Source organism: Saccharibacillus sp. O23 (assembly GCF_002205895.1).
Classification (GTDB): domain Bacteria; phylum Bacillota; class Bacilli; order Paenibacillales; family Paenibacillaceae; genus Saccharibacillus.
This window is the reverse complement of record NZ_NJDE01000001.1, coordinates 48,630-74,495: the sequence shown is the minus strand read 5'-3', so window position 1 is coordinate 74,495 and position 25,866 is coordinate 48,630. Positions and strand designations below refer to the sequence as shown.

Sequence of the window (25,866 nt, the reverse complement as noted above, 5' to 3'; positions counted from 1 at the left end):
GCTTCCTCGTAGGAAGCGGCTTTTGATATGGCCGGAATGAACAGCCGGTCGAGACGGATTCGGGCGGGAGCGCGAGTTAAGCGCTCTGCTTCGAACCGCCCGTGCCGTCTCCGTCCGCATCGCGGTTCGGAATCGTCTCCAGCAGCTCGTCGCCGGCTTGAACCGGCCCCTGCTGAAGCGCGAGCACGTCCTCGTAATCGAACGTATTGGTCACGATGACCGGCGTGACGGTCGGATAACCGGCGGCGCGGATCTGCTCGATATCGAACTCGAGCAGCAGTTGTCCCGCTTTGACGCGGTCGCCTTCTTGGATATGCGACGTGAAATGCTGCCCGTCCAGTTTGACGGTGTCCACGCCGACATGGACCAGAATTTCCGCTCCCGTGTCGGAGACCACGGCCAGCGCGTGCTTTTTCTTGAACGCGACGGTTACGGTACCGTCGAACGGCGCTACCACGCGACCGACGCTCGGCTCGATCGCCACGCCTTTGCCCATCGCTTCGGCCGCGAAGGCCGGGTCGGGCACGTCGGCCAGAGGCACGACCGTGCCGCTCAGCGGGCTCAGCGCCGTCTCGCCGGCCGCGCGGGCCGTTACCGGCGCGGAAGCCGCAGTTCCGGCCGATGCGCCGGCACTTCCTTTAACCGGCTGATCCGCCGACACTTTGCCGCCGTCGCCTTCTTCGACCGGATCTTTGAAGCCCAGAATGTAAGTCAGCGTCGCGGAGATGACGAACGAAGCAACGATCCCGATGATCAGGGCCGGGAAACCTTGTCCGCCCGGTCCGTAGAAAATCGGCAGCGTCAGCAGGCCGGGAGCGCCGGAAGCGAAAGCTTGCGTGCCGCCTTGCCCGATGATCGCGCCGCCGACCGCGCCGCCGATAATGCCGGCGATAAATGGACGTTTCAGCGGAAGGGTTACGCCGTATACGGCCGGTTCGGTGATGCCGAACAGCGCGGACAGCGTCGCGGAAGCGGACAGCGTTTTGAGCTTTTTGTTTTTGGTCTTCAGCATGACGCCGAACGCCGCGCCGGTCTGCGCGAAGACGGAAGCCGTCGCCGCAGGTTTGATGCCGTCGCGGCCGTAGACCGCGATGTTATTGATGAACACCGGCACCAGCCCCCAGTGAACGCCGAAGATGACGAGCAGCTGCCAGCCTGCGCCGAGGATCGCGCCTGCGATCAGCGGGCTGAACGAGAACGCCGCGAGCAGGGCATCGGCGATGCCGTTGCCGACATAGACGCCGAACGGTCCGAAGATCAGCAGCGTCAGCGGCACCATGATCGCCAGCGACAGCATCGGCGTGATGAAGTTCTTGACGCTTTCATGGATCACGCGGTTGAAGAACTTTTCGAGCTTGCTCATGACGATGACGGCCAGAATGATCGGAATGACCGTCGAAGAATAGCTCATCATGACGACCGGAATGCCGAAGAACGTGACCGGCGTCTCCGCGCCGTTCAGCGCCGTGATCGAAGGGATCAAGAGCGCGCCGGCGACGGTCATCGCGGTGAAAATATTGCCGCCGAACTTGCGGGCCGTCGTGACGGCGAGCAGCACCGGCAGGAAGTAGAACAAGCTGTCGGCCGCGCCGAACAGGATGATATACGTCGAAGAAGTCTTGGGCAGCCAGCCGAGGTTATCGGCGATCAGCAGCAGGCCTTTGAGAATACCCGCGCCGGCCATGACGCCGAGCAGCGGCGCGAAGATGCTGGAGATGACGTCGATCACGGCGCCGAAGCCTTTTTTGCCCGCCGAAGCTTTGTCGTTCGACTTTTCGCCGTCTTTGGATTCGCTCAGGATGCCGGATACTTCGCCGATCGCGGCGTAGACTTCCGGAACCTTGTTGCCGACGACGACTTGGAACTGCCCGCCGCTTTCTTTGACCGTGATGATCCCGTCGGTTCTGCCCAGCAGTTCTTTGTCCGCTTTGGCATTGTCTTTCAGCGTGAAACGAAGCCGCGTCGCGCAGTGGACGAGCGAGACCACGTTGTTTTCTCCGCCGACACCTTGCACGATGTCCCGAGCCAACTTTTTGTAACTCATAACCTGCACCCCCAAATATTTTCTCGATATGAACATTTTGGATGATTTTGACAAACAAAAAACCTAAGCCATGAGAAAGAACAGGGACAGATCCCGTCTTTTCTCATAACTTAGGTTTTGCCTGCATCACCAGTAACAATCCCGATTGACGTGTATGCAATTTGGATGTGTCTAGAATATAACGCTTTCAAACGCTTGTCAACGCATACATCGCAAAATTTTAACTTTTTTTTCGCTCGACCGGATGTCTCGATAGGTTTAACGATTGACGACCCGCTCCAGATGGACGGTCAAATACAGCATTTCTTCGTTCGTCAATTCGTGATCGTATTCTTTCGACACGAAATTGCGGATTTTCTCCGTGCATCTTGCCGCTTCGGGATGTTTTTCGCGGATCGCGTCGTAGAGATGGTCGTAGTTGTTCTCGTAATGCGCGCCTTTGAATACCCGCTGCGCGAAAAATTTGAGGTGGGTGATAAAACGGAAATAGCTCAGCGATTCTTCGTCGAATTCCGTTTTGAAATGGTATTTGACGATATTGATGATCTGCTGCATAAATTTCGTAATGTTCATCGTCGTCGAGACTTCTTCGTTCATCTCCGCGTTGACGATATGGATCGCGATAAACGCCGCCTCGTCTTCGGGCAGTTCCAACTCCAACTTCTCGCGAATCTGATCCAGCATGCGCAGGCCGATCCGAAATTCGTCTTTGTAGAGCTGCTTGACCTCCCACAGCAAAGCGTTCTTGATCTCGATCCCTTCGCGGTGGCGCTCGATCGCGAAATTGACGTGGTCGGTCAGCGAGACGTAGAGATTCTCGTTCAGCTTGCGGCCGAGCGTTTTCTTGGCGTAGTCGATGATTTCTTCCACGATGACGATCAGTTCGATCGGCACTTCGCGCAGCAGCATCTTGAAATTGTCGGTCGTCTGCTGATTCTTCAAAGCAAACACTTTCTGCACGTTGCGTTCGTCTACCGTATCCCCCGGTTTCTTTTTGAACGCGATGCCTCGCCCCATCACGACAAGTTCCGTTCCGTCATTCTGATACACGCTGATCACGTTATTGTTGATCACTTTGGCGATTTTCACGCGGCATCCCCCTCGCTCTCTGTCTGTTCCCCTATTGTAAAATACAAAAAACCCGAGACACAACAAAAGATGCAAGACCCGATGTCCGTATCATGAGGGGCTCGCTTGTGGCGTCTCAGGTTTTGCCTGCATTATCGGCAGTAACAATCCTGTGCAAGTGATTTGGTTACAACCAGTTTAAGGCGGCAGGGTAGGTTTGTCAACGCTTTCAGCACGGGAAAAAGCAGCTTCGAAAATCGAAGCCGCTTCTTTGTCGCGTCTGTATGCTCGCCAGTTTACCCTTCCAGATCCGCGCCGCGCGAAGCGATCGTTTTTTTGTACCAATCGAAGCTCTTTTTCTTGGAACGTTCGAGCGTGCCGGCGCCCGAGTTGTCGCGATCGACGTAGATGTAGCCGTAACGTTTGCGCATCTCGCCGGAAGACGCGCTGACGATATCGATCGGGCCCCAGCAGGTGTAGCCGAGAATGTTCACGCCGTCTTGAATGGCTTCGCCCATCGCGGCCACGTGGCGTTTGAGATAGTCGATCCGGTAATCGTCGTTGATCGTCCCGTCTTCTTGCGGCTCGTCGTGCGCGCCGAAGCCGTTCTCCACGACGAACAGCGGTTTCTGGTAGCGGTCGTGAAGCTGATTCGCGGTAATGCGCATGCCCAGCGGATCGATCGTCCAGCCCCATTCGGACTTCGCCAGATACGGGTTGGCCACGGAGCCGAACACGTTGCCGCTCGTTTGATTTTTGTTGACTTCCGGATCGGTGCTGGTCGTGCGGCTGGAGTAATAGCTGAAGCCGATATAGTCGACCGTATGATTTTTCAGAATCTCGGCGTCGCCGTCTTCCATGACGATGTCCAAGTTGTTGTCGCGGAAGAACCGTTTGGCGTAACCCGGATATTCGCCGCGCGACTGCACGTCGATGAAGAAGTAGGATTCGCGGTCTTTTTCCAGACCTTGATGCACGTCTTCCGGATTGCAGGTGTACGGATAGAAGCTGCCCGCGGCCAGCATGCAGCCGATCATGGCGTCCGGCGCGATCTCGTGGCAGGCTTTGACGGCCAACGCGCTCGCGACCAATTGATGGTGCGCCGCTTGGTATTTGATCTGCTCGACGTTGTCGCCTTCTTCGAACGTCAGGCCCGCGCCGAGGAACGGCAGATGCAGCAGCATATTGATCTCGTTGAACGTCATCCAGTATTTGACCTTGTTTTTGTAGCGTTCCAGCACGGTCTTGGCATACGTCTCGAACAGGCCGACCAGTTTGCGGTGGCGCCAGCTTCCGTATTTGTCGACCAGATGGATCGGCACGTCGAAGTGGGCGAGCGTCACGACCGGCTCGATGCCGTATTTGAGCAGCTCGTCGAACAGATCGTCATAGAATCGCAGGCCCGCTTCGTTCGGAGCCGCGTCTTCGCCGGTCGGGAAGATGCGCGCCCAAGCGATCGAGACCCGCAGGCATTTGAAGCCCATTTCGGCGAACAGCGCGATGTCTTCTTTGTAGCGGTGGTAGAAATCGATCGCTTCGTGCGACGGATAGAATTCGCCTTCGAGCGGCGTCAGCGAAGGGACGCTGCCTTTCATGATCGCGCGGCGTTTGTCGCCGGTCGGCAGCAGATCGACGACGCTGAGGCCTTTGCCGTCTTCGAGATAAGCGCCTTCGGCCTGATTGGCCGCGATCGCGCCTCCCCACAGGAAGTTTTCCGGAAATGCGTAGTTGGTCATATCGGTTCCCCTTTCGGATTTCGGATTCGGGCAAATAAAAAACCTGAACGGACCCGGCTGCGCGTGTACGCGAAACGAGTCGGTTCAGGTTATGCCCATAAGGTAACATCCCTAAGAAATGATTCGATTGATATTCAAACTGTAGCAAGGAAACCAAGCGCTGTCAATTTGCCGCCTCTATTCAGTGTTTATCGCGATGCCGTCTGACCCGCGCCACGTTTCCGCAGGTGTCGCTGCTGCACCACTGTCGGCGGCCGTTTTTCGTTTCGTCGTAGAATACCCATTTGCATACGCTGTTGCGGCAGATTTTGACTCGGCCGATCCGCCGATCCGCCAGCAAATCCGCGAAAGACAAAGCCGCTTCGGCCAAAAAAGCTTCCCAATCCGCCGCGGCAGGGGTATAAGCCAGCTCGTAACCGTCGCCGCTGCGAACCAGATCCGGCGTTCTCGGCGAACCGGCCATATAAGCGTTAAGCCGCGCCAGTTGATCGTCCGCGACCGGTTCGCCCGCCGTGGTACGGTCTAGCATTTCCCGCAGCAGCGCGCGCAGCGTTTTGAGGCTTTCGATGCCGCGTTCGTCCGGAGAAACGGAGACCGACCAATCCGACAAGAACCTTCCGAGCCGATCGGGACGGTCCAATCGGTCTTCGGATCGTTTGCCCAGATGGTCGTACCACATCGAATTGACCAGTTCGACGGCCAATATGCGCCCGTTCATTTCGTTTCGCCTCCCGAATGTTATCGTTGCTTTTGTTCAGTTTAGCATGTAATGTGTAAAAAACAAATAATGCGTTACATGATCGGTTTATTTTTTTGCGTTCATGTAATGCTTAAATATAATTTAGAACATTACTTTATTTCGAGAACGGAGGACAGCCATGAACACGAAAAAGAGGCGCGGAGCGACGGGATTGACGAGGAACAAAGATTTTGCCGTATTCTGGTTCGGGGAAACGTTGGCGCTGTTCGGAGCCCGAATCACGGCGCTGGCGATCCCGCTGGTTGCCGCTTTGACGCTCGGCGCGACGCCGTTTCAGATGGGCATGCTCAACGCGGTTCAGATTCTGCCTTATCTGCTGCTGGCTCTGCCTGCGGGCGTCTGGATCGACCGAACGCGCAAGCGTCCGCTGATGTTGGCGGCCAATCTGGTCCGCGCGGCGCTGCTCGCTGCGATTCCCGCGGCGTATGCGCTGAATCTGCTCGGCATGCCGATGCTGTACGCGTGCGCGTTCGGCATCGGCGCTTGCACGCTGCTTTTCGATTTGGCTTATCAGACGTATCTGCCGTCGCTGGTGGGCGCGGACCAACTGGTGGAAGGCAACAGCAAATTGGAGATCAGCCGTTCGGCGGCAGAGATCGCCGGACCCGGGCTGGCCGGCGCGTTGATCGGGGTATTGGCCGCGCCGTTCGCGATGGTTGTCCACTGCGCGATGCTGCTGGTTTCCGCGTTTTCGATCGGGATGATCCGGCGAAGCGAACCCATGCCCGAACCCGCGCCTCGTCAAGCGGGAAGAATGGCCGCCGAGATCCGGGAAGGCATGGCCCTCGTGTTCCGCAATCCTTATCTCGCGGCGGTAGCGGGAGAAGCGGCGACCTATAACTTTTTCAGTCAGGTGACGTGGTCGGTTCTGATTCTGTATATCACGCGCGAGTTGGGCATCGGAGCGGCCGATCTCGGTCTGATCATGGGCGCGGCCGGAGCCGGATCGATTCTCGGTTCGTTGACGGCCGGCCGGCTGGCGAAACGCTTCCGGCTCGGTCCGGTCATCTGCGGATCGATGCTGCTCGGCTGCGGCGCTCCGCTGCTCGTTCTGCCGGCTTGGGGTTCCGGGCCGATTTCGTCGGCGCTGCTGTTCGCTTCTTTTTTCCTGAGCGGTCTGGGCATCGTGATCTCCAATATTCATGCGGTCAGTCTGCGGCAGACGGTGACGCCCGGACGTCTGCTCGGACGGATGAACGCGAGCTACCGCTTCGTCGTGACCGGAGTCGCGCCCGTAGGAGCGCTGTTCGGCGGATTCCTAGGTTCGGCATTCGGCTTGCATGCGACGCTGATCGTCGGCGCGATCGGCACGCTGCTCGCGTTGATCTGGATCTTCCGCTCGCCGATTCCGGGGTTGGCCGCTCTTCCTCGGACGGAATCGGGCGAAACCTGTCACAAAACGATCAAATAATGCTAGCGCTTTCTTGGTTCAGTCCTATATATTAAGGTTTGTGGGACGACTTCTAAATTTGTAAGGATGCAGAGGAAAGGAAGACAGGCATATGACTAACGAAAAAACGTACAATCTCGTCATCGTCGGCTTCGGAGGAATGGGCAGTTACCACGTTCAGTTGATCGACCAAGCGGAGGGTATCGTCGTGCGCGGCGCTTACGATCCGATTCCATACCGGGCGGAACTGGCGAGCAGCCGGGGCATCCGGGCGTACGAAAGTTTCGAAGCGGTGCTCGAAGACGACGAAGTCGACGCGGTACTGATCGCGACGCCGAACGACGTACATAAAGAGCTGTCGATCGCGGCGCTTCGCGCGGGCAAACATGTGATCTGCGAGAAGCCGGTTACGGTAAACGGCGCGGATCTGCTGGAGATCGTGCAGGCGGCCGAAGAAGCCGATCGCGTGTTCACGGTTCACCAGAACCGCCGCTGGGACGAAGACTTCCTGATGATCAAAGACCTCATGGCGCAGAAAAAAATCGGCGAAGTCTTCCATCTGGAATCCCGCGTGCAAGGCGCGAACGGCATTCCGGGCGACTGGCGTCAGCTTCAGGCTTACGGCGGCGGCATGCTGCTCGACTGGGGCGTCCATCTGCTCGACCAACTGCTGCTGCTCACCGACAGCAAGATCGAGAGCGTCTATGCCGATCTCAGCTATATTCTGGGCACCGAAGTGGACGACGGCTTCACCTCGATCATCAAGTTCAAAGACGGACTGACGGCGGTCATCGAAGTCGGCACGACCAACTACGTCAAGCTGCCGCGCTGGTATGTCAAAGGAACCGAAGGCACCGCGGTCATTCGCGATTGGGATCTCGGCGGAGAGATCGTGACGCGCAATCTCGAAGTCGAACATGTCGAACCGAAACCGATCCAAGCGGGCAAAGGGCTGACCAAAACGATGGCGCCGCCGTCCGAAGAATCGACGATCCGCCGTCCGTTCGAGAAGTTCGAAGACTTGTCCGATGGCTTCTATACGAACTTTGTCGCGACGTTGAACGGCGCTTCAAAGCAGGCCGTGCCGAACGATCAAGTGCACCGCGTGCTGACGCTGATCGAAACGATCTTCGAAGCGGCGGAGAGCCGTTCGCTGATCGTGCGGGAGATCTAATCCGGACCGGAGTCCGCAAAAAAGTTTGTCGGAAGCGGCGAAGAAACTTCGACCGTTCGGACAGCGCAAAAAAAGAGGCCTCGCTCGTCGAGTGCCTCTTTTTGTCGTGCGCATACGGCGGATCTTGAACGATAGAGCGTCTCGGCGCGGCTTCGAAGACGGCTGCGAGAGCCGATGAACCCGCGATCCGCGCGAATGCCCGATCCGATCGCGTCCGATCATGTCCGTTCAGGACTGCCGGACCAGATTCAGCAGCAGCGGAACGTCGCGGGTCGATCCGACCGTAATGATCGTTTTGCCGGCTTCGTCGGCGAATGTCTTCATTTTCTCGGCCAGATCGGAGCGGGTCACGATGATGTCCGATTCCCGGATCGCTTGGATCGCGTCTTCTTCCGGCAGCGCGGAGATATCGACGCTTCGAATCTCGGCGGACGTCAAGCGTCTGATCTCGTCCAGATAGAACACGCAGGAACTGTCTCTACATTCGATGAACAAATAGCGAGGCTTCTTTTTCGGTCGCTGCCCGAATAACTGCACGTAAGCGAAGCCCGACAGCAGCAGATCGTCGACGGCCAGATCCGCTTCGCGCGCTTCTTCGATCATTTTTTCGACGAACGAGAAATGAGTGTTTCGTTCTTTGAAACGACGGATGTCTTCGGCGTCCGCGACCCGCGTTCCCCGGCCTTTTTGCATATGCAGCAGACCGTCTTCTTTTAACTGCGCGTATACGCTTTGAATCGTATTCCGGTTGATCGAGAGCTGGTCCGCCAACTGATTGGTGGAAGGCAGCGAATCGCCCGGTTGAAGCAGATCTTTGCCGATCAACCATTTGACCTGCTCTTTGATCTGCACGTGAATAGGCAGGGGAGAGTTCGGATCGACTGTGAACAGAGCATCGGAAGTTCCCATAACGGCTGCACCTACTTTCTTAATTACCTATTGATTTAGATATTTAAAGTGTAAAAAAGAAACGTTCAAAAATCAAGTTAAGGCGTTGAAAAGCGCCGTAGAACGCCTCTTGACAATTTGCTTCGACAGGATTATTCTATATACATAAATGATTATTTAACTAGTTAATTGAAGTGTGAGTCGATTCGAATTCCGTCGGAACAGGAGGATCGGAATGAAAGAAGTTCACGAATTGAAGGACGTCGGCGAAGTCGAGGATTTTCTGCGCGAACATGCTTTAAGTTTCTTGTACGTATCGACGCCGGATTGCAGTACTTGTCATGCGCTGCTGCCCAAGCTTCGCGAACTGCTGGCCGATTATCCTTCGATCCGGTTCGGGCACGTCGATGCGACGCAAGTCGAAGAAGTCGCCGAACGGTTTCTGATTCTCGCGGCTCCGATCATGCTGCTGTTCGTCGAAGGGCGGGAGTATCTGCGGGAAGATCGTTTTGTCCGCTTCGGCCCGCTGCAAGAGAAGTTGGATCGCATTTATAAAGCTTATCAAGAAGTGCCGCAATCTTAATGAACGATAATCGATAGATACGGAGGAATGAATCATGACAGTTACGCATACGACCGATCAGACTTTTATGGAAGATATTCAGAACGGCTTGACGCTGGTGGATTTCTGGGCTCCGTGGTGCGGACCCTGCCGCATGATCGCGCCGGTATTGGACGAGCTGGCCGGCGAACTGGGCGACTCCGCCAAGATCGCTAAGCTTAACGTGGACGAGAACCCCGGCGTATCGAGCGCGCTGAAAGTCATGAGCATCCCGACGCTGATCCTGTTCAAAGACGGCCAACCTGTCGAAGGCGTAGTCGGCGTGCAGAGCAAAGCGGCGTTGAAACAGTTGATCGAGAAGCATCGGTAAGCGGGTTTAAGGTAGTTTGTCGAGAGAATAAAAGCGTCAGCTTCCCGTGAGGGCGGCTGACGCTTTTTGTGTTGCGGAGAGGAACTGGACGAAGGTTATTCGACCAGAGCAGGAATGTAGGCTTGGCTAGAGAAAGAAGGTCTCAAGCCCGAAGGCGATATTAAATCACTGGTGAACGGAATCAAATAGAATCCGGTAGAAGGGATATTTGCACCCTCTCCCAATGTTAGCGTGAACTTTCTTCCGTACGCAGGATGGTAAGGCATGACTTCTTCCGTAGTCAGAGTCGCCCCTGTTCCGAAAGTATAGGAAGCATTGCTCGGATTTCTTGTCAAAGCCGCTTCCAAATTGGGTAGCATGAAGAGGTCCACATTTGTCAGCGGTTTGTTCAATTGATCCTGAGAGTCATACTTCCATACAAAGTTGTTAAGCGTGAATGTAAGTTTGTCTCCCGCATCATATTTGTAAGGATCCGAAGCCCCATCGGAATTTTGCTGTTGGGTAACGGATAGAATAGCCGGCCATGTCTTTTCGATCGAGAAATACGTGACGGTCTTCTGGCCTGCTCGATCTTCGACCGTAAGTTGATAAGATCCTTCTGCCGAAATCTCGCTGCCTAACGTATAACCTTCAACCGGATACGAATAAGAATTTGCCGTATAATCCAGACCCGTTTGCGTGGAGCGCATTAGCTTAACGGATGCGATATCCGTATCGGTCGAGAGCGGTGTAAGGCTGGAATCCGAGAAGAACTGATCAGCCAACGCTTTTACGGGAACTCCGCTGATCATCGGCGCTTGATCGACTTGCGGACCGCTTCCTTCGGATAATTTTTGATCGAAGAACAGGTCGGCATCCGCGCCGTCGATTTTAAGTTTTGACTGGCTTCCGGTCGTTCTGGATACGATCTTGAACGTATAAGGGCTATTCAATTCGGCGACCGCTCTCGCTTTGCCGCGCTCTAATTGCGTATTGATCGCACTGGTCAGTTGTTGAATATCCTCATAAATCCAATTCAATTTCACTGTGGTGGAGAATGTACCGTCATCGACTCGGAACGATTTGTTTTGCGCTTTTTGATCTTGTCCGAAATATTGGCCTTGCGCGAAGAATCGCGGATCGCTATTTTCGGTAATACGAATTTTTTGAGCAGCTCCCAATTCATTCGTTCGCAGTTCTATCTTGTTCTCATAACGGTTGGTTACAACGTTCATATTCATTTCACGCGCATTCAATGCCAGAGTTAGAGCTAGCGCGAATTCTTCGATATTCGCATATTTTTGAGTGAAATAGATCGTCGCTAGATGACCGTCGGCCAACTCGATTTCGATCTTTGAGCTTCGGTCCGTGACGATCGAAGGAGTATAAGTCGTTTCCGCGAGAAAGTCGCCTACGTTTGTTCCGCCGAAGAACAGCTTTCCTTCGTGATCGAGCGACTTCCGAGTGACCGTGAATGTAGTCGTATCGGAACCGAGAGCAGCCTGAGCATCCACTTGAGTTAGTATCAACTGCCGATTAATTTCCTGAACCAGATCATTCGTCGAGTTAAAGGCTTGGTTCAGGGTGATCGTGGCGGTAGAAGAACCGTCGTTGACCGTGAATGTTTTGGTGTTGTTCGCAGTAACGGTTGTCGTGGATTGAGACGAAGAGAAGAACTGGCTTACTTTTGGTCCCGATAGTTTTATGGTTTTACCAGGATCAAAGTCTTTGGCAGTTAGCGATAGCGTATGGTTTTCCGAATCAAAGGTGACATCGATTAGCGGCGGAGAGTCTTCAGATTGAAATTGGGTATTGATGAAGTTTATAAGTCCTTCTGAGCCGCTAACCTGATGATCCAACAGAACATAAGCAGAGGAAGAACCATAAGTCAAAGAAAACTCCAGATAATCGCTCCCGCTGAAATTGAAATCGGTAATCGGTAAACTGGTCAGCTTAGCTTTGGTTCCTTGGACCGAAAAATCAAGATTTGTTAACGATTTAGAGGTAGCGGAAGCCGGAGCCTTATCGATGCTAAAGTCCAGATCCGCCGCCGAGATGGGTTTGCTTATGACGCTTGCCGGTTCGTTGAAAAGATCGTGGTAATCCAACACGTTGACCGTGCGGCTGACCGCGACAGCCGGCAGTGATTTTTCGGCCGGCGGCGTGACGGGCATCGTCACCGGAGGAGTCACAGGCGTCGTCGATCCGCCGCCGGAAGCCGGAGCCGGATTCGCTGGGGTGACGGCAGGCGGAGTCTTCGTTCCGTTCGGCACGACTGTTCCCTGCACGGTCGACGTTCCCGTTGACGTCGGAGTTCCGGGTGCGGTCGAAGTGCCGTCGCCGCTGCTCGTTTGGGCCGCCTGCTGTTTCTGCGTATGTACGCGAACCGCGACCATAGCCGCTTCTTGGCGATTGGCGGTAGCCGTCGCGCCGAAAGTCGACCCGCTGCCTGTCATCAGTCCGGCTTTGAGCGCGGCGGCTACATAACGTGCGGACCAATCGTGAATGGTTGCGGCGTCATCGAACCGATTCAACGACGTCGTATCGTTCTCGAGCGGGAGTTCCAACGCTTTGACGATCACGATCGCCAATTGTTCGCGCGTCATCACCGCTTGCGGATCAAATTTGCCGTTTCCGTAACCTTGCATGATACCGGCTTTGAGTGCGGCTTCGATATAAGCTGCGCTCCAAGCCTTCGAATCGACATCCGAGAACGAAGAATCGGCTGCAGTCTCGAGAGGCAAGTTCAGCAATTGAACCAGAATCTTCGCCATTTCCTGCCGCGTGATCTGATCGCCCGGACGGAAGTTCCCCTGGGCATCTCCTTCGAACAGTCCCAGAAGCTTGGCTTGCAGGATCGAATCGCGCGACCACGCGGAGGCTTGATCGAGGTCGTTAAATGCTGGCGTTGCGGCCGAAGTCGTGTCGGCGCTTACGGACAGCGGGCTGATGATGCTCGTTGCGGCCAATAAAGAAGCCATCATTTTTTTGGAAAATCTCAAAACGTTGTTCCCCCTGTAATCTGAAATGCGGAGTGAATTTCCGCTATTTGTCTTTGAAGCTAGATACTTTTATACCAGAAAAATCGGAACAAGTCAGCAAGTATTTTGTTTTCGATAATTTTCCGGTTTTTCAGAGGGAAATAAAGTTTTATCGTACTAACCCGAAGCTTATAACGGCAAGCCAAAAAGACTTCTCGCCCTTTAGGCCGTGTACGCAAACTTAACGATGTGCATCTTTAGCCGCCTTTTCGCCCTCCACTACGTCAGTGTTCCTCGACGTGCCCCGGCACGCCTTCAGAACCCTTCCTTGTTGAGAACAAAAATCCGTCCAAATCTGCTTCCTTCGAAGTTTGCGTACACGCCCTAGCGAAAAGTCTTTTTTTGATGCTCGATCCTATTCTAAATAAACAAATTATGATTCGCCATTGATGCCTGTCCCAGATAATACCCGACTCCGCCGATCCGGACTTCGTCCATCAGTTCTTCCTGCCGGATGCCCATCAGGTCCATCGACATCTGGCAGGCGACCAGTTCGACGCCCTGCTCGGCGGCGCTGCGAATCAGCGATTCCAACGAGTCCACATGGTGATTCTTCATCAAGCCGCGGATCATCTTCGGTCCGGCTCCCATCATATTCATGCGCGACAAGCCGAGTTTGCGGCTGCTTCTCGGCAGCATCAGATCGAACATGCGGCCCATCGCAGACTTGGATACCTTCTGACGTTCGGGCTTGCGAATGACATTTAAGCCCCAGAAGGTGAAAAACATCGTCACTTTGCGTCCGCTGGCCGCCGCGCCGTTCGCGATGATGAACGAAGCGATCGCTTTGTCCAGATCGCCGCTGAAGACGACCATCGTGCTGGCCGGATCGGCCGGGGCCGCGAGCGGCGAAGAAGAAACCGAAACGTTTTTCGCGTCCTGCTTCGCGAGCACCGCTTCGATCGTTCCGCCTTGTCCGCGTTCCAATCGAAGCAGCGAGGAACCGGCCATGCCGGCCCAAGCTTTGATATCTTCGTAAAAGCCCGGATCGGAAGCCTGCACGCGCAGCGTTTGCCCGTTTTCCAACGCGTCCATCGCTTTTTTGACCTGCATCAGAGGGCCCGGGCAGCTCAAGCCGCGCGCATCCAACTCGCGGTCGATCTTTCCGGAAGATTCGCTCGTCAGGTGCGCCGGCTTCGCGGATACAAGAGGCGCCTCGCTTCCGGACCGCGCAGGCTGCGCGTCGCCGTTCGACGTCTGCCTCTCTAAAGCGGAAGCCGCTTCAACAAAAGGGAGCGCTTCGCCGCTTCCGCCGCCGCTACCGCGACCGTTGTCGCCGGTCGGTTCCGGCAGCGGAGCGGGTTTGAACCGTGCCTGCCGGTACGTCTTATATCCGCCGCTCAAGTTGCGAACGTCGAACCCGTGCTGCCGCAGAATCTGCGAAGCGGTGTAGCCGCGCAGACCGACTTGGCAGTAGGCCCAGATTTCTTTGGACGGATCGAGTTCGTGCAGCCGATCCCGAAGTTCGTCGACCGGAATCGAGACCGAGCCGGGAATACGTCCGCCGCGGTGTTCCAATTCGCTGCGAACGTCCAACAGAATGGACTGCTCCGGATTGCGCTGGGCAAGTTCGTCGTACGAGAAATTGCGCGCGCGTCCCGCTACGATATTTTCCGCGGCATAACCGGCCATGTTTACCGGATCTTTGGCCGAAGAGAAGGGAGGGGCGTAGCTCAATTCCAGCTCGGTCAGATCGCCGACGCTGCCGCCGAAACGGATCGCGACGGCGATGTCGTCGATCCTCTTCTCCACGCCTTCGTAGCCGACGGCCTGCGCGCCGAGCACTTTGCCTTCCGGCGAGAACAGCAGTTTGAGCGCGATCGCGCTTGCTCCCGGATAGTAGGAAGCGTGGGAAGAAGGATGAACGATGACGCTCCGATAATCGACGCCGAGCCGCTTGAGCGTTTTTTCGCTGCTGCCGGTAGAAGCGCCTGTCAGCTCGAACACTTTGATCACCGACGTGCCCTGCGTTCCTTTGTAGACCGTATCCAGTCCGGCGATCCGGTCGGCGGCGATCCGTCCCTGCTTGTTGGCAGGACCCGCCAGCGGAACGGCAGTCGTGAATCCGTGCACATAGTCCTGTACTTCAACGGCATCTCCTACGGCATAGATATGTTCGAAGTTGGTTTGCATCGCTTCGTTGACCCGGATATGCCCGCGCGGCCCCAGTTCGATTCCGCTGCCCTGCAAGAAACGGGTATCCGGCGTCACGCCGATCGCGAGAATGACAAGGTCGGCCGATAATACGCGGCCGCCGGCCAATTCCACGCCTATGCCGCTTTCCCCCGCCGGACGGAAGCCCTGCACGCGCTGCGAGAACAGCAGTTTGACGCCGTGCTGCTCCATCTCCTGCGCGAGCGAAGCCGCCATCTCGGGATCGAACGGCGCGAGAAGCTGGTCGTTACCTTCGAGCAAAGTCGTATCGAGTCCCGCTTCGATCAGGTTCTCCACCATCTCGACGCCGATAAAGCCGCCGCCGATCACGATCGCCGAACGCGCGCCGCCGGACGTCACTTTCTCTTTGATCTTGTCGATATCCGGAATATTGCGCACCGTGTAGATCGAAGGAAGGTCTTTGCCCGGCATATCGGGAACGACCGGACGGGCACCCGGAGACAGGATCAAATCGTCGTAACTTTCTTCATAGAGGCCGCGATCGGCGCTTTGTACCTGAACGACGCGTTTGTCCGGATCAACGGCGATCACTTCGCTCTGCGTGCGGACATCGATTCGAAAACGCGACCGCATGCCTTCGGGAGTCTGCACCAGCAGGCGTTCGCGTTCGGCGATCGATCCTCCGATATAATACGGAAGCCCGCAGTTGGCGAACGAGATATAAGGTCCTTTTTCGAACATGATAATTTCGGCTTGTTCGTCCAGTCGGCGCAGACGCGCGGCGGCCGAAGCGCCTCCGGCCACGCCGCCCACGATCAATACTTTTTTGCTCACGATTCGCACTCTTCCTCTCCGAATAGAACGTTCACGATCGCTGCGATGCGCGGATCGGCGATCACGTAATACACTTCCAGACCGTTTCGCTCCGCCGAGACGATGCCCGCGCCGCGAAGTTTTTGCAGATGTTGGGATACGGTAGACTGCGGAAGGCCGAGGCACTCCTGCATATAAGAGACGTTGCATTTCTGTTTGCGGATCAACCCGCGCACGATGCACAGGCGGATCGGGTGGGCCAGCGCTTTGAGCAGTTCGGCGGGTTCGTCGAATGCCTTAAGATCGCCGCTGTCGAAATCGGGAAGCGTCATTTTATCACCTCTATATCGTTATATTAGAATAATACGATATAGTGTGGAAGGTGTCAACTCCCTCCGCGACGTTCGGTCGAAAGCGCATTTTCGCTCGCCTGATTCCTGCGGATTTGACAACGCTCCCATTTTGCTGCAAGGTAGGGAGAGAAGCGTGAACTCTTTAACGCAAACGATTGCACAAAGTGAGTTGTCTCTGATTGAGGCAAGTCGTCAAAAGTCGCTAAAAGGAGGACAACAAGCAGATGTGGGGTAAACGGACAGGATACGAAAAAGAAGGGCGACGGGTTAAGCTCGGGTTCGAGAGCGGAGAAGGATGGATCGAGGTCGTGAATCCGCGGGTGGTCCATGTGTTTGCGCCGCTGCATACCCCCGAACCGAAATCGCGCGCCGTGGAGCAGCCGAATCCGGCGTTCGAAGACTGCGAGTACCGGGTCAGCGAGCGGGACGGGCAGCTCGAGATCGCGACGGACGAACTCGTGGTGCGCGTCTACGATCATTTTTACGTGGATATCCACGATGCGGCCGGAACGCCGATCTGCCTCGATTACCGCGGCGGACGCGATCCGTTCCTGCGCCGCGGCAACGTCAGCATCGCGGAAGGAGAAGGACACGAAGCGATGCGCACCAGCGGCCATCACAAGATCGAAGTACTCAAAGCGATGGAAGGCGGCGAAAAATTCTACGGACTGGGCGACAAGACCGGACCGCTGAACAAACGGGGCTACGAATACGAGATGTGGAACACCGACGATCCGTCGCCGCATGTCGAGAGCCACAAAGCGCTGTACAAAAGCATTCCGTTCTTTATCACGTTGAAAGAGCGGGCGGCGTACGGACTCTTTTTCGATAATCCGTTCAAGACGTTCTTCGATCTCGGCAAAGAAAATTCCGCGTACTACTACTTCGGCGCCGACGACGGGAATCTGGACTATTATTTCATCTACGGTCCCGAAGTCAAAGACGTGGTCACGCGCTATACGGCGCTGACCGGACGCACGCCGCTGCCGCAATTGTGGACGCTGGGCGCGCATCAATCGAGATGGTCGTACGCGCCGGAGTCGAGAGTGCTGGAAGTGGCGGAGAAATTCCGTGAACACGATCTGCCGCTGGACGCGATCCATCTGGATATCGACTATATGGACGGCTACCGGGTGTTCACTTGGGACAACGAACGCTTCCCGGACCCGGCGGAGCTGACCGCGAGACTGCGCGATATGGGGATCAAGATCGTCACGATCATCGACCCCGGCGTCAAAAAAGACAAAGGTTACCGCATCTACGACGAAGGTCTGGAAAAAGGCTATTACGCGACCGACAAAGACGGCGTGACTTACGTGAACAGCGTCTGGCCGGGCGACTCCGTCTATCCGGACTTCTCCGACGAGCCGGTTCGCAGTTGGTGGGCCGATCATCAGAAGATCATGCTGGACGCGGGCGTCGCGGGCATCTGGAACGATATGAACGAACCGGCGAGCTTCACCGGACCGCTGCCGGACGACGTGCAGTTCAAGAACGACGGCCGCCCTGCGGACCATCGCGAGATTCATAACGTCTACGGCCATCTGATGTCGCAGGCGACTTTCGACGGGATTCGCGAAGCGAGCGGCAAGCGGCCGTTCGTGATCACTCGGGCGGCATACGCGGGCACGCAGAAATATTCGACCGTCTGGACCGGCGACAATCAGAGCTTCTGGGAGCATCTGCGGCTGTCGATTCCGCAGCTGATGAACCTCGGTCTGAGCGGCTTCGCGTTCAGCGGCTGCGACGTCGGCGGTTTCTCGCACGACTGCACGCCGGAGCTGCTGGTGCGCTGGGTGCAGGTCGGCGCGTTCAGTCCGCTGTTCCGCAATCACACGGCGATCGGCACGCGCGATCAAGAGCCGTGGGCTTACGACGAAGAGACGCTAGACGCGTACCGCAAAGCGATGAAGCTGCGCTATCGTCTGCTGCCGTACCTCTATGACCTGATGCGCGAGGCGGAGAATACGGGGATCGCGCCGCTGCGTCCGCTAGTGCTCGAATATCCGCATGACGAACAGGTGCACGAGATCGACGATCAATTCTTGTTCGGCAGCCGAATTCTCGTCGCGCCGATCGTCGAGCAGGGCAAACGTCATCGGGCCGTCTATCTGCCGGAAGGCAAATGGTACGACGACCGAACCGGCGAACTGCTGGAAGGCGGCCGTACGATTCTGGCTGAAGCGCCGCTCGACGTCTGCCCGATCTACGTCCAAGCGGGCACGCTGCTCCCGGCTTATCCGGACCGCAAATACGTCGGCGAGCGCAAGATCGACGAACTGCTGCTCTACGTCTATCCCGGCAGCGGCGAATATACACATTTCGAAGACGACGGCGAGAGCTTCGCTTACCGCGACGGCGACTATAACGAATACCGCTTCAGTCAGGCCGAGACGGAACAAGGTCTTGCGCTGCGATTGGAAAAAAGGCATGCCGGATACGCAGACGGTTATACGATGATCCGAGTGGCCGTGCACGGCGTCGAAGCCGCATCGGTCACGCTCGACGGACAGCCGGTCGAATTCGAAACGGCGGACGGCAACACGGAACTGCTGGTTCCGGCCGAAGGCGGAGAGATCCTGCTGAACGCGTGATCCGAACCGCGCGGCGATCGGAGATTGCCGACTCGGTTTCAGAAGCGGGCAAAACGGGGAAATGGATGACGGATGACGAGGAGCTTCTCCTCGTCCAAATCATTCATTTCCGGAGGTGCCGATCATGGCCAAGATTGCTGTAGAAAAACCGTTTGCGGATATCAAAGAAGCGCTGGAAGAACAAGGATACGAAGCGGAGCTGTTCGAAAGCGACGAAAATATCAGCGGATTCGATCTTGGGGTAGTACGCACGTTGAATGACGGCAACGTCGACCAATTCGACTTCCCGGTCGTCAGCATCGACGGCATGTCGATCGATGATGTCGTGGCGCGGGTGCGTCAGGCTCTCGAACAGGCCTGATCGTCGGGTTTGTCGGCTCTGCGGCGCAACGGACCGTATTTGTTTCGGTTCGCGGCCGCAGAGCTTTTTACTTTTTACATATTCGGAGCCGTTCGCGTTTTGTTCCTGAGCGGCAAACCTATATAATAGAAGAAAGGGATACGCTCCCGGACACAAATTCTTGGAGGAACGCAATGAAAACGATCAAGGAATTTATTGAAGGCGACGACATTACGGGATTCTACCTGTTGAAATCGGCCGAGTTGAAGCAAACCAACTCCACGCCGCCGAAAGATTATTTCGATATGGTATTGGCGGACGCGAGCGGAGAGATTCCGGCGAAGCTGTGGGACGCGAGCACGACGGACAAAGAAACGTTTTTTGCGCCGATGCTGGTAAAAGTACGCGGAATCGTGCAGAAATATAGAGAAAAGCCGCAGTTCAAAGTCACGAAGCTGCGCGCGGCCGAGCCGGACGACGGCTATACGCTGACCGATTTTATTCGTTCCGCTCCGGTACCGCCGAACGATCTGGTCTATACGATCAAGACGACCGCGGCAGGCATCGCCGATCCGGATCTGCGCCGCATCGTCGATTACTGCATCGAGAAAGTCGGCGACAAGCTGATGCATTACCCGGCCGCCAAAGGGATGCACCATGCGTTCTACGCGGGTCTGGCTTACCATACCGTGCGCATGTTGGAGCTGGCCGAGTTCATCTGCAAGCAGCGTCCGTTCCTGAACCGCGACCTGCTGCTGGCGGGCATCATTCTGCATGATATCGCCAAGACCGAGGAGATGACCGCGGAACTGGGCGTCGTGTCCGAATACAGTTTCACGGGCAAACTGATGGGCCATCTGGCGCTGGCTTCGACTTGGGTGACGGAAGCGGCGCTCAAGCTCGAGATGGACCCTTCTTCGGAAAAAGTGATCTTGATGCAGCACTTGATCCTCGCCCACCACAACAAAGGCGAATGGGGCAGCCCGGTGCAGCCGCAAACGGCCGAAGCGATCGCGCTGCATTATATCGACCAACTCGATGCCAAGCTTCAAGCGGCGGAAGACGCGCTCGATATGATGCCGGACAACGAAGAATGGACCGTGCCGCTGCGCGTACTGGAAGGCAAAGCGCTGTACCGCGGACCGAAAGATCGGGCATAATCGGATAAAAATACGAAGATCGAATCAAGAACAAGCAGTCTGCCGCAGCGGGAATTCGTTGGCGAACAGGCTGCTTGTTTTTTTGAATAAAAAAGAGAGTTGACAAAGCAATCTTATTGTAACTATAATAGTTACAAATGAACGGGCGAGATCGAATCCCGCTCGAATCTAATATCAATGGAGGTTTTATCTATGAAAATCGCAGTTATCGGCGCAACCGGCAAAGCAGGCAATCTGATCGTGCAGGAAGCGAAGTCCCGCGGACATGAAGTGACGGCGTTCGTGCGCAGCGCGTCCAAATTCAACGAAGAAGGCGTAGCCGTCGTCGAAAAAGACGTGCTGAGCCTGACTTCCGAAGACGTTCAAGGTTTCGATGCCGTGGTCAACGCGATCAGCATGCCTCCCGGCCAAGAATCCGGTCACGTCGAAGCGGGCCGCAAATTGATCGAAGCGTTCAAAGGCGCTCCGGAATCCCGTTTGATCGTCGTCGGCGGCGCAGGCAGCCTCTACGTCGACGACGCCAAGACCACTCGTCTGGTCGATACTCCGGATTTCCCGGACCTGTATAAGCCGACCGCTTCCAATCAAGGACAGAACCTGTTGGACCTGCAAGCGTCCGAAGGCTTGAAATGGACGTTCGTCAGCCCGGCCGCTTTCTTCGACGCCGAAGGCGCCAGAACCGGCAGCTACCAAGCCGCAGGCGACGTGCTGACCGTGAACGCCGCAGGCGACAGCTATATCAGCTACCCCGACTATGCCATCGCGATCGTGGACGAGATCGAGAACGCCGAACACGTGAACGAACGCTTTAGCGTGGTGGGGGAGAAGGCCTAACACCTTGCTTGGAGCGTTAACAGCCGGGGGAAGCTCCAGAGAAAACTCGTTCCGGTCGCGTGTTGTAATCGGGAAGCTATGATTAGGATTTGCAAGGAGGCTTCCCGATTACAAAGGCGAACATTCCATTCCTTCACTGAGTTTTCTCTTTCGCTTAGCGGCTGTTGAAGGCATTCGGCCTTCTTTTATAAAAATATAAAAAAAGAAAGGACGCGATCTGAGTGAGATCGCGTCCTTTTTGTTGGACAATTCGCTTTGTTGAGTAAGGCCGTTAGGCGGAGTGAGGGGGTTCAGTGTAGGAGCTACAGACTTTCGGAGAAAGTCACTTCGGAAGCGTAAGCTTAGTTCGCCTTTGAAACCGGGAAATTACATTTTGATCTAATCAAAATTTCCTGGTTTCAACAAGCGACCTCAAGACTTTCGGAGAAAGTCACATCGGAAGCCTACGCTACGAACCCCCTCACGGAGCCGCCCCAGGCCTTCCCCCACGAACAGGAATTGCCCAACAAAAAAGCGATCCCACGAAAGGATCGCTTCCATTCTTACTTCCCGTCCACCAAATCCTCGATCGACGAAGCTTCGACATAAGCCGGAACCACCAGACCCGTTTTCACGCCGGTCATGTTGGCGCCGAGGTCTTCGACTTTGTCTTGATATTTCGCCCAGTAGTCGGCGTGGGTCAGAGGCAGCCACGCGGCGAGACTCGCGTCGGCATCGCCTTGCGCGACGCCCAGCCACATCGGGCCGGCTTCGACTTCGAGCAGCTTGACGTCGTAGCCGAGTTTCTCTTCCAGCACGTACTTCGCCAGATTGGTGCTGGCGACTTCCGAATCCCAGTTCACCAGAGCCAGCGTGATGCTGTCTCCGCTGACCGGCGAGATGCCTTTGGTCCATTCCGTGATCCGGTCCGGATGCGCTTCGGCGAAATCGGCGGCCGCTTCGGCCGGATCGGTTCCGTCTTGGATGGCGATCATCATCTCGCCCATCTCGTCTTCGTTCCAAGCGAAGTTGTCGAGGAACTGATAAGCTTCCGGCTTGTCGGCTTTGAGACCCGTGCGGGCGATCGTATGAATCTCTTCCGCTTCGCCGAACGATTTTTTCGGATCCTCCAGATACTTCAGATCGTATTTCGCGAACATCCAGTGCGGCGTCCAGCCGGTCACGATGATCGGTTCTTTTTTGCGGATCGCTTTATCCAGCGTGGCCGTCATGGCCGAGCCGGAGCTTTCCAGCAGCGTCCAATCGTCAAGACCGTAATCGTCGATCGCTTTTTGCGCGGCGGTCATGATGCCCGCGCCGGGATCGATGCCCGTGATCTTATGGGAGACTTGGTCGCCGAGCGAAGAATCCGAACCCGACGCGCTCGAAGAGCCGCCTCCGTTCGAGGAGCAGGCGCCGAGTACGAGCACCGCGGCGAGACTGGTCATTCCGAGCCATTTCTTCGTTCCGAAAGTAAACTTGTTCATTACGCATTTCCCCTTTTCCGATTAGGTTTGAAGATATTTTGCGACAGACGGTCGAGTACGATCGCGAGTACGACGACGGCGAGACCGGCTTCGAAGCCTTCGCCGATATGCAGCTTGGTTACGGCGCGGTACACTTCGACCCCGATGCCCTGCGCGCCGATCATCGAAGCGATGACGACCATCGACAGCGACAGCATGATCGTCTGGTTGACGCCGGCCAGAATCGTCGGCAGAGCCAGAGGAAGCTGAACTTTGAACAGTTTCTGCGCGCCGGTCGAACCGAACGCGTCGGCGGCTTCGACCAGTTCGCCGGAGACCTGCTTGATCCCGAGCGTCGTAAGACGGATGGTCGGCGGGATCGCGAAGATGATCGAAGCGATGACGCCAGGCACGACCCCGAGACTGAAGAACGTGACGGCCGGCAGCAGATACACGAACGCCGGCATCGTCTGCATAAAGTCGAGCAGCGGCGTGATAATGCTTGCGGCCGTGCGGTTTTTGGCGCACAGGATGCCGATCGGAATCCCGACGATGATCGAGATCAAGCCGGAGGTCAAGACCAGCGCCAGTGTGTTCATGGTCGCTTCCCAATACCCCAGATTCCAGATCAACAGGAAGCCGAGCACGGTGAACAGCGAGAGTTTCCATTTGCCGGCCAGATAAGCGATCGCGGCAAGAATCACGATAAACAGAATCGGATGCGGCGCCATGAAGATGTCGGTGAAGAAGTTGACGATGCCTTCCACGCCCGTCGCGATTCCGTCGAACAAGCCTTCCAGATGGATGCCCATCCAGTCGACGGCCGTATCCACCCAATCGGCGATCGGCAGTTTAGGCATCTCAGCCGATATGAGTTTGTTCAGCATGGATCCGACCTCCTTCGTTTTCGACTTCTCCGGCCATCGCGCCGAGCAGGCTGCCGCGAACGACGACGCCCATCAAACGGTTGTCCGCGTCCACTACCGAGATCGGCAGAGGCGAGGTGCTGCTTTGTTCGAACATGTCGCCGATCAATTTATCCGGCGGCGAAGTCGGACATTCCGGAATCAGAATATCTTGAATCGACAATTTTTCTTTGGCGGCGCGCGAAGCGTCTTCGGCCGTGATCGCGCCGAGCAGACGTTTGCTTCGGTCGATCACGAACAAGTTCGAGACGCCGCGTTCGCGCATCAGTTCCAGCGCGACGCGCGGACCGCGGTCCGGCGTAATCGTCTCGGGACGGCGCATGACATGGGAAGCGGTGAGTACTTTCGACAGATCCACGTCTTCGACGAAGCGCTGCACGTAGCCGTTGGCCGGTTGGATCAGGATTTCTTCCGGCGTGCCGATCTGCACCACTTCGCCGTCTCTCATCAGGGCGATGCGGTCGCCGATGCGAAGCGCTTCATCCAAATCGTGCGTGATGAAGATGATCGTTTTTTTCATTTTCTCCTGCAGATCGAGCAGTTCGTCCTGCATATCGCGGCGAATCAGCGGATCGAGCGCGCTGAACGCTTCGTCCATCAGCAGCACTTCGGGATCGTTGGCCAGCGCCCGAGCGAGACCGACGCGCTGCTGCATGCCGCCGCTGAGTTCGTCCGGCATTTTGTCTTCCCAGCCTTTGAGGCCGACCAGTTCCAGCGATTGTTTCGCTTTTTCGTGCCGCTTGGACTTTTCGACTTTCTGAATCTCCAGCCCGTATTCGACGTTATGGATCACGCTGCGGTGCGGGAACAACGCGAATTTCTGGAACACCATGCTGATCGTTTTGCGGCGCACTTCGCGCAGCTGCTCGGCGTTCATCTTCATGATGTCTTTGTCATGGATGAGGATCTGTCCGGCGGTCGGTTCGATCAACCGGTTGAACATGCGGACGAGCGTGGACTTGCCGCTTCCCGACAATCCCATGATGACGAAGATTTCGCCCTGCTCGATATCCATGTTCACCTGGTTGACGCCGACGGTGATTTGTTTCTCTTTGGCGAGTTTCTGTTTGTTGTAGCCTTGCTCCAGAAGCTTAACGCCCTGAGCGGCATTAGGTCCGAACAATTTGCTTACGTTGCGAATGCTGAGTATCGGCATTTCGTTCACCCCTTTTATATATTCGAAAAAGATTGCGGCGATTCTTTATATATAGTAGAAACGCCGCGGCTTCATGCAGGAGGAAAGCGGCGGCCGGATAAAAAGCCGGGCTTTCCGAACCAAGCGAGCTGCGTAATCCCAACGTCCTAAATTGTAACAATACACTATTTTCTTTTCAACCTTCATATCCGTACGTTAAGTTCGTACAGAAAAAACTGTACAAAGTTATGATCGAGAATGCTCGAAATTACGCCTAAATGCTCGCTTTTTGAAAACTTTACAATTGACGAACCTTCTCCTAGAATAAAAAATGACAAATCGTGCGCTCAGCGCGCCGCGGCGCGCAAGAGCAGGTGCATCAGGCGCCGACGAACAGAATATTCAATCGATTCGAACGTATAAATAGTACGAAATCTAAGGAGGTTTCAGGCATGAGCTTGGACCAGAAGCCATGGAGCGAAGAAGAACACGAGACGGTTCAACGCATTCGCAAACGCGTGATCGAAGTCGTGGGAAGGAACATGGAACTATACGGCGTGACTTTATCGACGGGCCATCTTTACGGGCTGCTTTTTTTTGCCGATAAACCGATGACCCTCGACGAGATGGGACGCGAGATGCAGATGAGCAAGACCAGCATGAGTACCGGCGTCCGAACGCTGCTCGATCTGAAAATGGTCAATAAGGTCTGGGAAAAAGGGTCCAGAAAAGATCTCTACGAAGTCGAATACGACTGGTACCAGACGTTCACCGATTATTTCGCCAACGAATGGAGAAAAGCGGTCGAAAGCAACCTGCAAGTGATGCGCCGCGCGATCAAAGAGATCGAAAGACTGCTCGAACAACCGGAGACGGGAGAGTTTACCTCGGAAGTGCTGAAGAAAGATCTGGACAAAATCCGTCACGCGGAGAAGTATTACCGCTGGCTCGACCGGCTGATCGACGTCATGGAAGACGGAGAGATTTTCGACTTGGTGCCCAGAGAAAACTGAATCGGTTCGCAAAAATGCCCGCCCGGTACAATTCCGCTTTAAAGCGCGTGTCTAAAAAAGCCGGTGCGGGTAATCTTTTGAGGTAGGCGGATTTCGTCTCTGGTCTTTATTTCGCGCGAGATTCTT

The 25,866-nt window shown here is 55.7% G+C and carries 20 protein-coding genes; 9 read left to right on the top strand and 11 right to left on the bottom strand.

Translation table 11 applies throughout. The features are described from left to right. Positions 1–76 precede the first annotated feature (76 nt). From CDO73_RS00340 to CDO73_RS00325, 4 genes are all read right to left on the bottom strand, one after another. Complete coding sequence (locus CDO73_RS00340; RefSeq protein ID WP_088486494.1) at positions 77–2,044, bottom strand: beta-glucoside-specific PTS transporter subunit IIABC; 1,968 nt, start codon at positions 2,042–2,044, stop codon at positions 77–79. Positions 2,045–2,302: 258 nt separating this feature from the next. Then, positions 2,303–3,133: a BglG family transcription antiterminator LicT gene (gene licT / locus CDO73_RS00335; protein WP_088486493.1), complete on the bottom strand. Its 831-nt coding sequence runs from the start codon at positions 3,131–3,133 to the stop codon at positions 2,303–2,305. A gap of 275 nt (positions 3,134–3,408) precedes the next feature. Beyond that, entirely contained in the window at positions 3,409–4,848 is a 1,440-nt protein-coding gene (locus CDO73_RS00330; RefSeq protein ID WP_088486492.1) for a 6-phospho-beta-glucosidase, read from the bottom strand. Positions 4,849–5,029: 181 nt separating this feature from the next. Continuing rightward, positions 5,030–5,566, bottom strand: a complete 537-nt coding sequence (locus CDO73_RS00325; RefSeq protein WP_088486491.1) for a CGNR zinc finger domain-containing protein — start codon at positions 5,564–5,566, stop codon at positions 5,030–5,032. 160 nt (positions 5,567–5,726) lie between these two features. Here CDO73_RS00325 and CDO73_RS00320 point away from each other — a divergent pair, with 160 nt between their 5' ends. Further along, positions 5,727–7,019 (top strand): MFS transporter, encoded by a 1,293-nt coding sequence (locus CDO73_RS00320; protein WP_088486490.1) that lies wholly within the window; start codon positions 5,727–5,729, stop codon positions 7,017–7,019. Positions 7,020–7,110: 91 nt separating this feature from the next. Beyond that, positions 7,111–8,172 (top strand): Gfo/Idh/MocA family protein, encoded by a 1,062-nt coding sequence (locus tag CDO73_RS00315; RefSeq protein ID WP_088486489.1) that lies wholly within the window; start codon positions 7,111–7,113, stop codon positions 8,170–8,172. A 228-nt stretch (positions 8,173–8,400) separates the two neighbouring features. Here CDO73_RS00315 and CDO73_RS00310 read toward each other — a convergent pair whose 3' ends face one another. Further along, positions 8,401–9,081 carry a GntR family transcriptional regulator gene (locus CDO73_RS00310; protein ID WP_088486488.1) on the bottom strand — a complete coding sequence of 227 codons (681 nt, stop codon included), beginning with the start codon at positions 9,079–9,081 and terminating at the stop codon, positions 8,401–8,403. 214 nt (positions 9,082–9,295) lie between these two features. On the opposite strand from CDO73_RS00310, the gene CDO73_RS00305 reads away from it, so the two are divergent. Beyond that, a complete protein-coding gene (locus CDO73_RS00305; RefSeq protein WP_088486487.1) occupies positions 9,296–9,643 on the top strand; it encodes a thioredoxin family protein in 348 nt (115 codons plus the stop codon). Positions 9,644–9,677: 34 nt separating this feature from the next. Continuing rightward, complete coding sequence (trxA, locus tag CDO73_RS00300; protein ID WP_088486486.1) at positions 9,678–9,992, top strand: thioredoxin; 315 nt, start codon at positions 9,678–9,680, stop codon at positions 9,990–9,992. 95 nt (positions 9,993–10,087) lie between these two features. On the opposite strand, the gene CDO73_RS00295 is transcribed toward trxA, so the two are convergent. From CDO73_RS00295 to CDO73_RS00285, 3 genes are all read right to left on the bottom strand, one after another. Beyond that, positions 10,088–12,973 (bottom strand): S-layer homology domain-containing protein, encoded by a 2,886-nt coding sequence (locus CDO73_RS00295; protein WP_088486485.1) that lies wholly within the window; start codon positions 12,971–12,973, stop codon positions 10,088–10,090. A gap of 399 nt (positions 12,974–13,372) precedes the next feature. Next, entirely contained in the window at positions 13,373–15,961 is a 2,589-nt protein-coding gene (locus CDO73_RS00290) for a DsrE/DsrF/DrsH-like family protein (protein WP_088486484.1), read from the bottom strand. Continuing rightward, positions 15,958–16,272 carry an ArsR/SmtB family transcription factor gene (locus CDO73_RS00285; protein ID WP_088486483.1) on the bottom strand — a complete coding sequence of 105 codons (315 nt, stop codon included), beginning with the start codon at positions 16,270–16,272 and terminating at the stop codon, positions 15,958–15,960. Before CDO73_RS00285 ends, CDO73_RS00290 begins: the two co-directional genes overlap by 4 nt. A gap of 245 nt (positions 16,273–16,517) precedes the next feature. On the opposite strand from CDO73_RS00285, the gene CDO73_RS00280 reads away from it, so the two are divergent. The 4 genes from CDO73_RS00280 to CDO73_RS00265 all read left to right on the top strand — a co-directional run bounded on the left by CDO73_RS00280 (position 16,518) and on the right by CDO73_RS00265 (position 21,221). Then, positions 16,518–18,887, top strand: coding sequence for a glycoside hydrolase family 31 protein (locus CDO73_RS00280; RefSeq protein WP_088486482.1), 2,370 nt, complete (start codon positions 16,518–16,520; stop codon positions 18,885–18,887). A 124-nt stretch (positions 18,888–19,011) separates the two neighbouring features. Continuing rightward, positions 19,012–19,248, top strand: a complete 237-nt coding sequence (locus CDO73_RS00275) for a YkuS family protein (RefSeq protein ID WP_088486481.1) — start codon at positions 19,012–19,014, stop codon at positions 19,246–19,248. A gap of 173 nt (positions 19,249–19,421) precedes the next feature. Beyond that, positions 19,422–20,387, top strand: a complete 966-nt coding sequence (locus CDO73_RS00270; RefSeq protein ID WP_088486480.1) for a 3'-5' exoribonuclease YhaM family protein — start codon at positions 19,422–19,424, stop codon at positions 20,385–20,387. A gap of 192 nt (positions 20,388–20,579) precedes the next feature. Continuing rightward, positions 20,580–21,221, top strand: coding sequence for an NAD(P)-dependent oxidoreductase (locus CDO73_RS00265; protein WP_088486479.1), 642 nt, complete (start codon positions 20,580–20,582; stop codon positions 21,219–21,221). Between the two features lie 542 nt (positions 21,222–21,763). Here CDO73_RS00265 and CDO73_RS00260 read toward each other — a convergent pair. Genes CDO73_RS00260 through CDO73_RS00250 form a run of 3 tightly spaced genes read right to left on the bottom strand, consistent with a single transcriptional unit; the run spans position 21,764 to position 24,748 of the window. Further along, the gene (locus tag CDO73_RS00260; RefSeq protein WP_088486478.1) at positions 21,764–22,687 is read right to left on the bottom strand and encodes a glycine betaine ABC transporter substrate-binding protein; all 924 of its coding nucleotides are present in this window, start codon (positions 22,685–22,687) and stop codon (positions 21,764–21,766) included. Further along, entirely contained in the window at positions 22,687–23,553 is an 867-nt protein-coding gene (locus CDO73_RS00255) for an ABC transporter permease (RefSeq protein WP_306437495.1), read from the bottom strand. Before CDO73_RS00255 ends, CDO73_RS00260 begins: the two co-directional genes overlap by 1 nt. Further along, positions 23,528–24,748: a quaternary amine ABC transporter ATP-binding protein gene (locus CDO73_RS00250; protein ID WP_088486477.1), complete on the bottom strand. Its 1,221-nt coding sequence runs from the start codon at positions 24,746–24,748 to the stop codon at positions 23,528–23,530. The genes CDO73_RS00255 and CDO73_RS00250 overlap by 26 nt, the downstream gene beginning before the upstream one ends. A gap of 431 nt (positions 24,749–25,179) precedes the next feature. Here CDO73_RS00250 and CDO73_RS00245 point away from each other — a divergent pair, with 431 nt between their 5' ends. Then, the gene (locus CDO73_RS00245) at positions 25,180–25,740 is read left to right on the top strand and encodes a GbsR/MarR family transcriptional regulator (RefSeq protein ID WP_088486476.1); all 561 of its coding nucleotides are present in this window, start codon (positions 25,180–25,182) and stop codon (positions 25,738–25,740) included. Positions 25,741–25,866 lie beyond the last annotated feature (126 nt).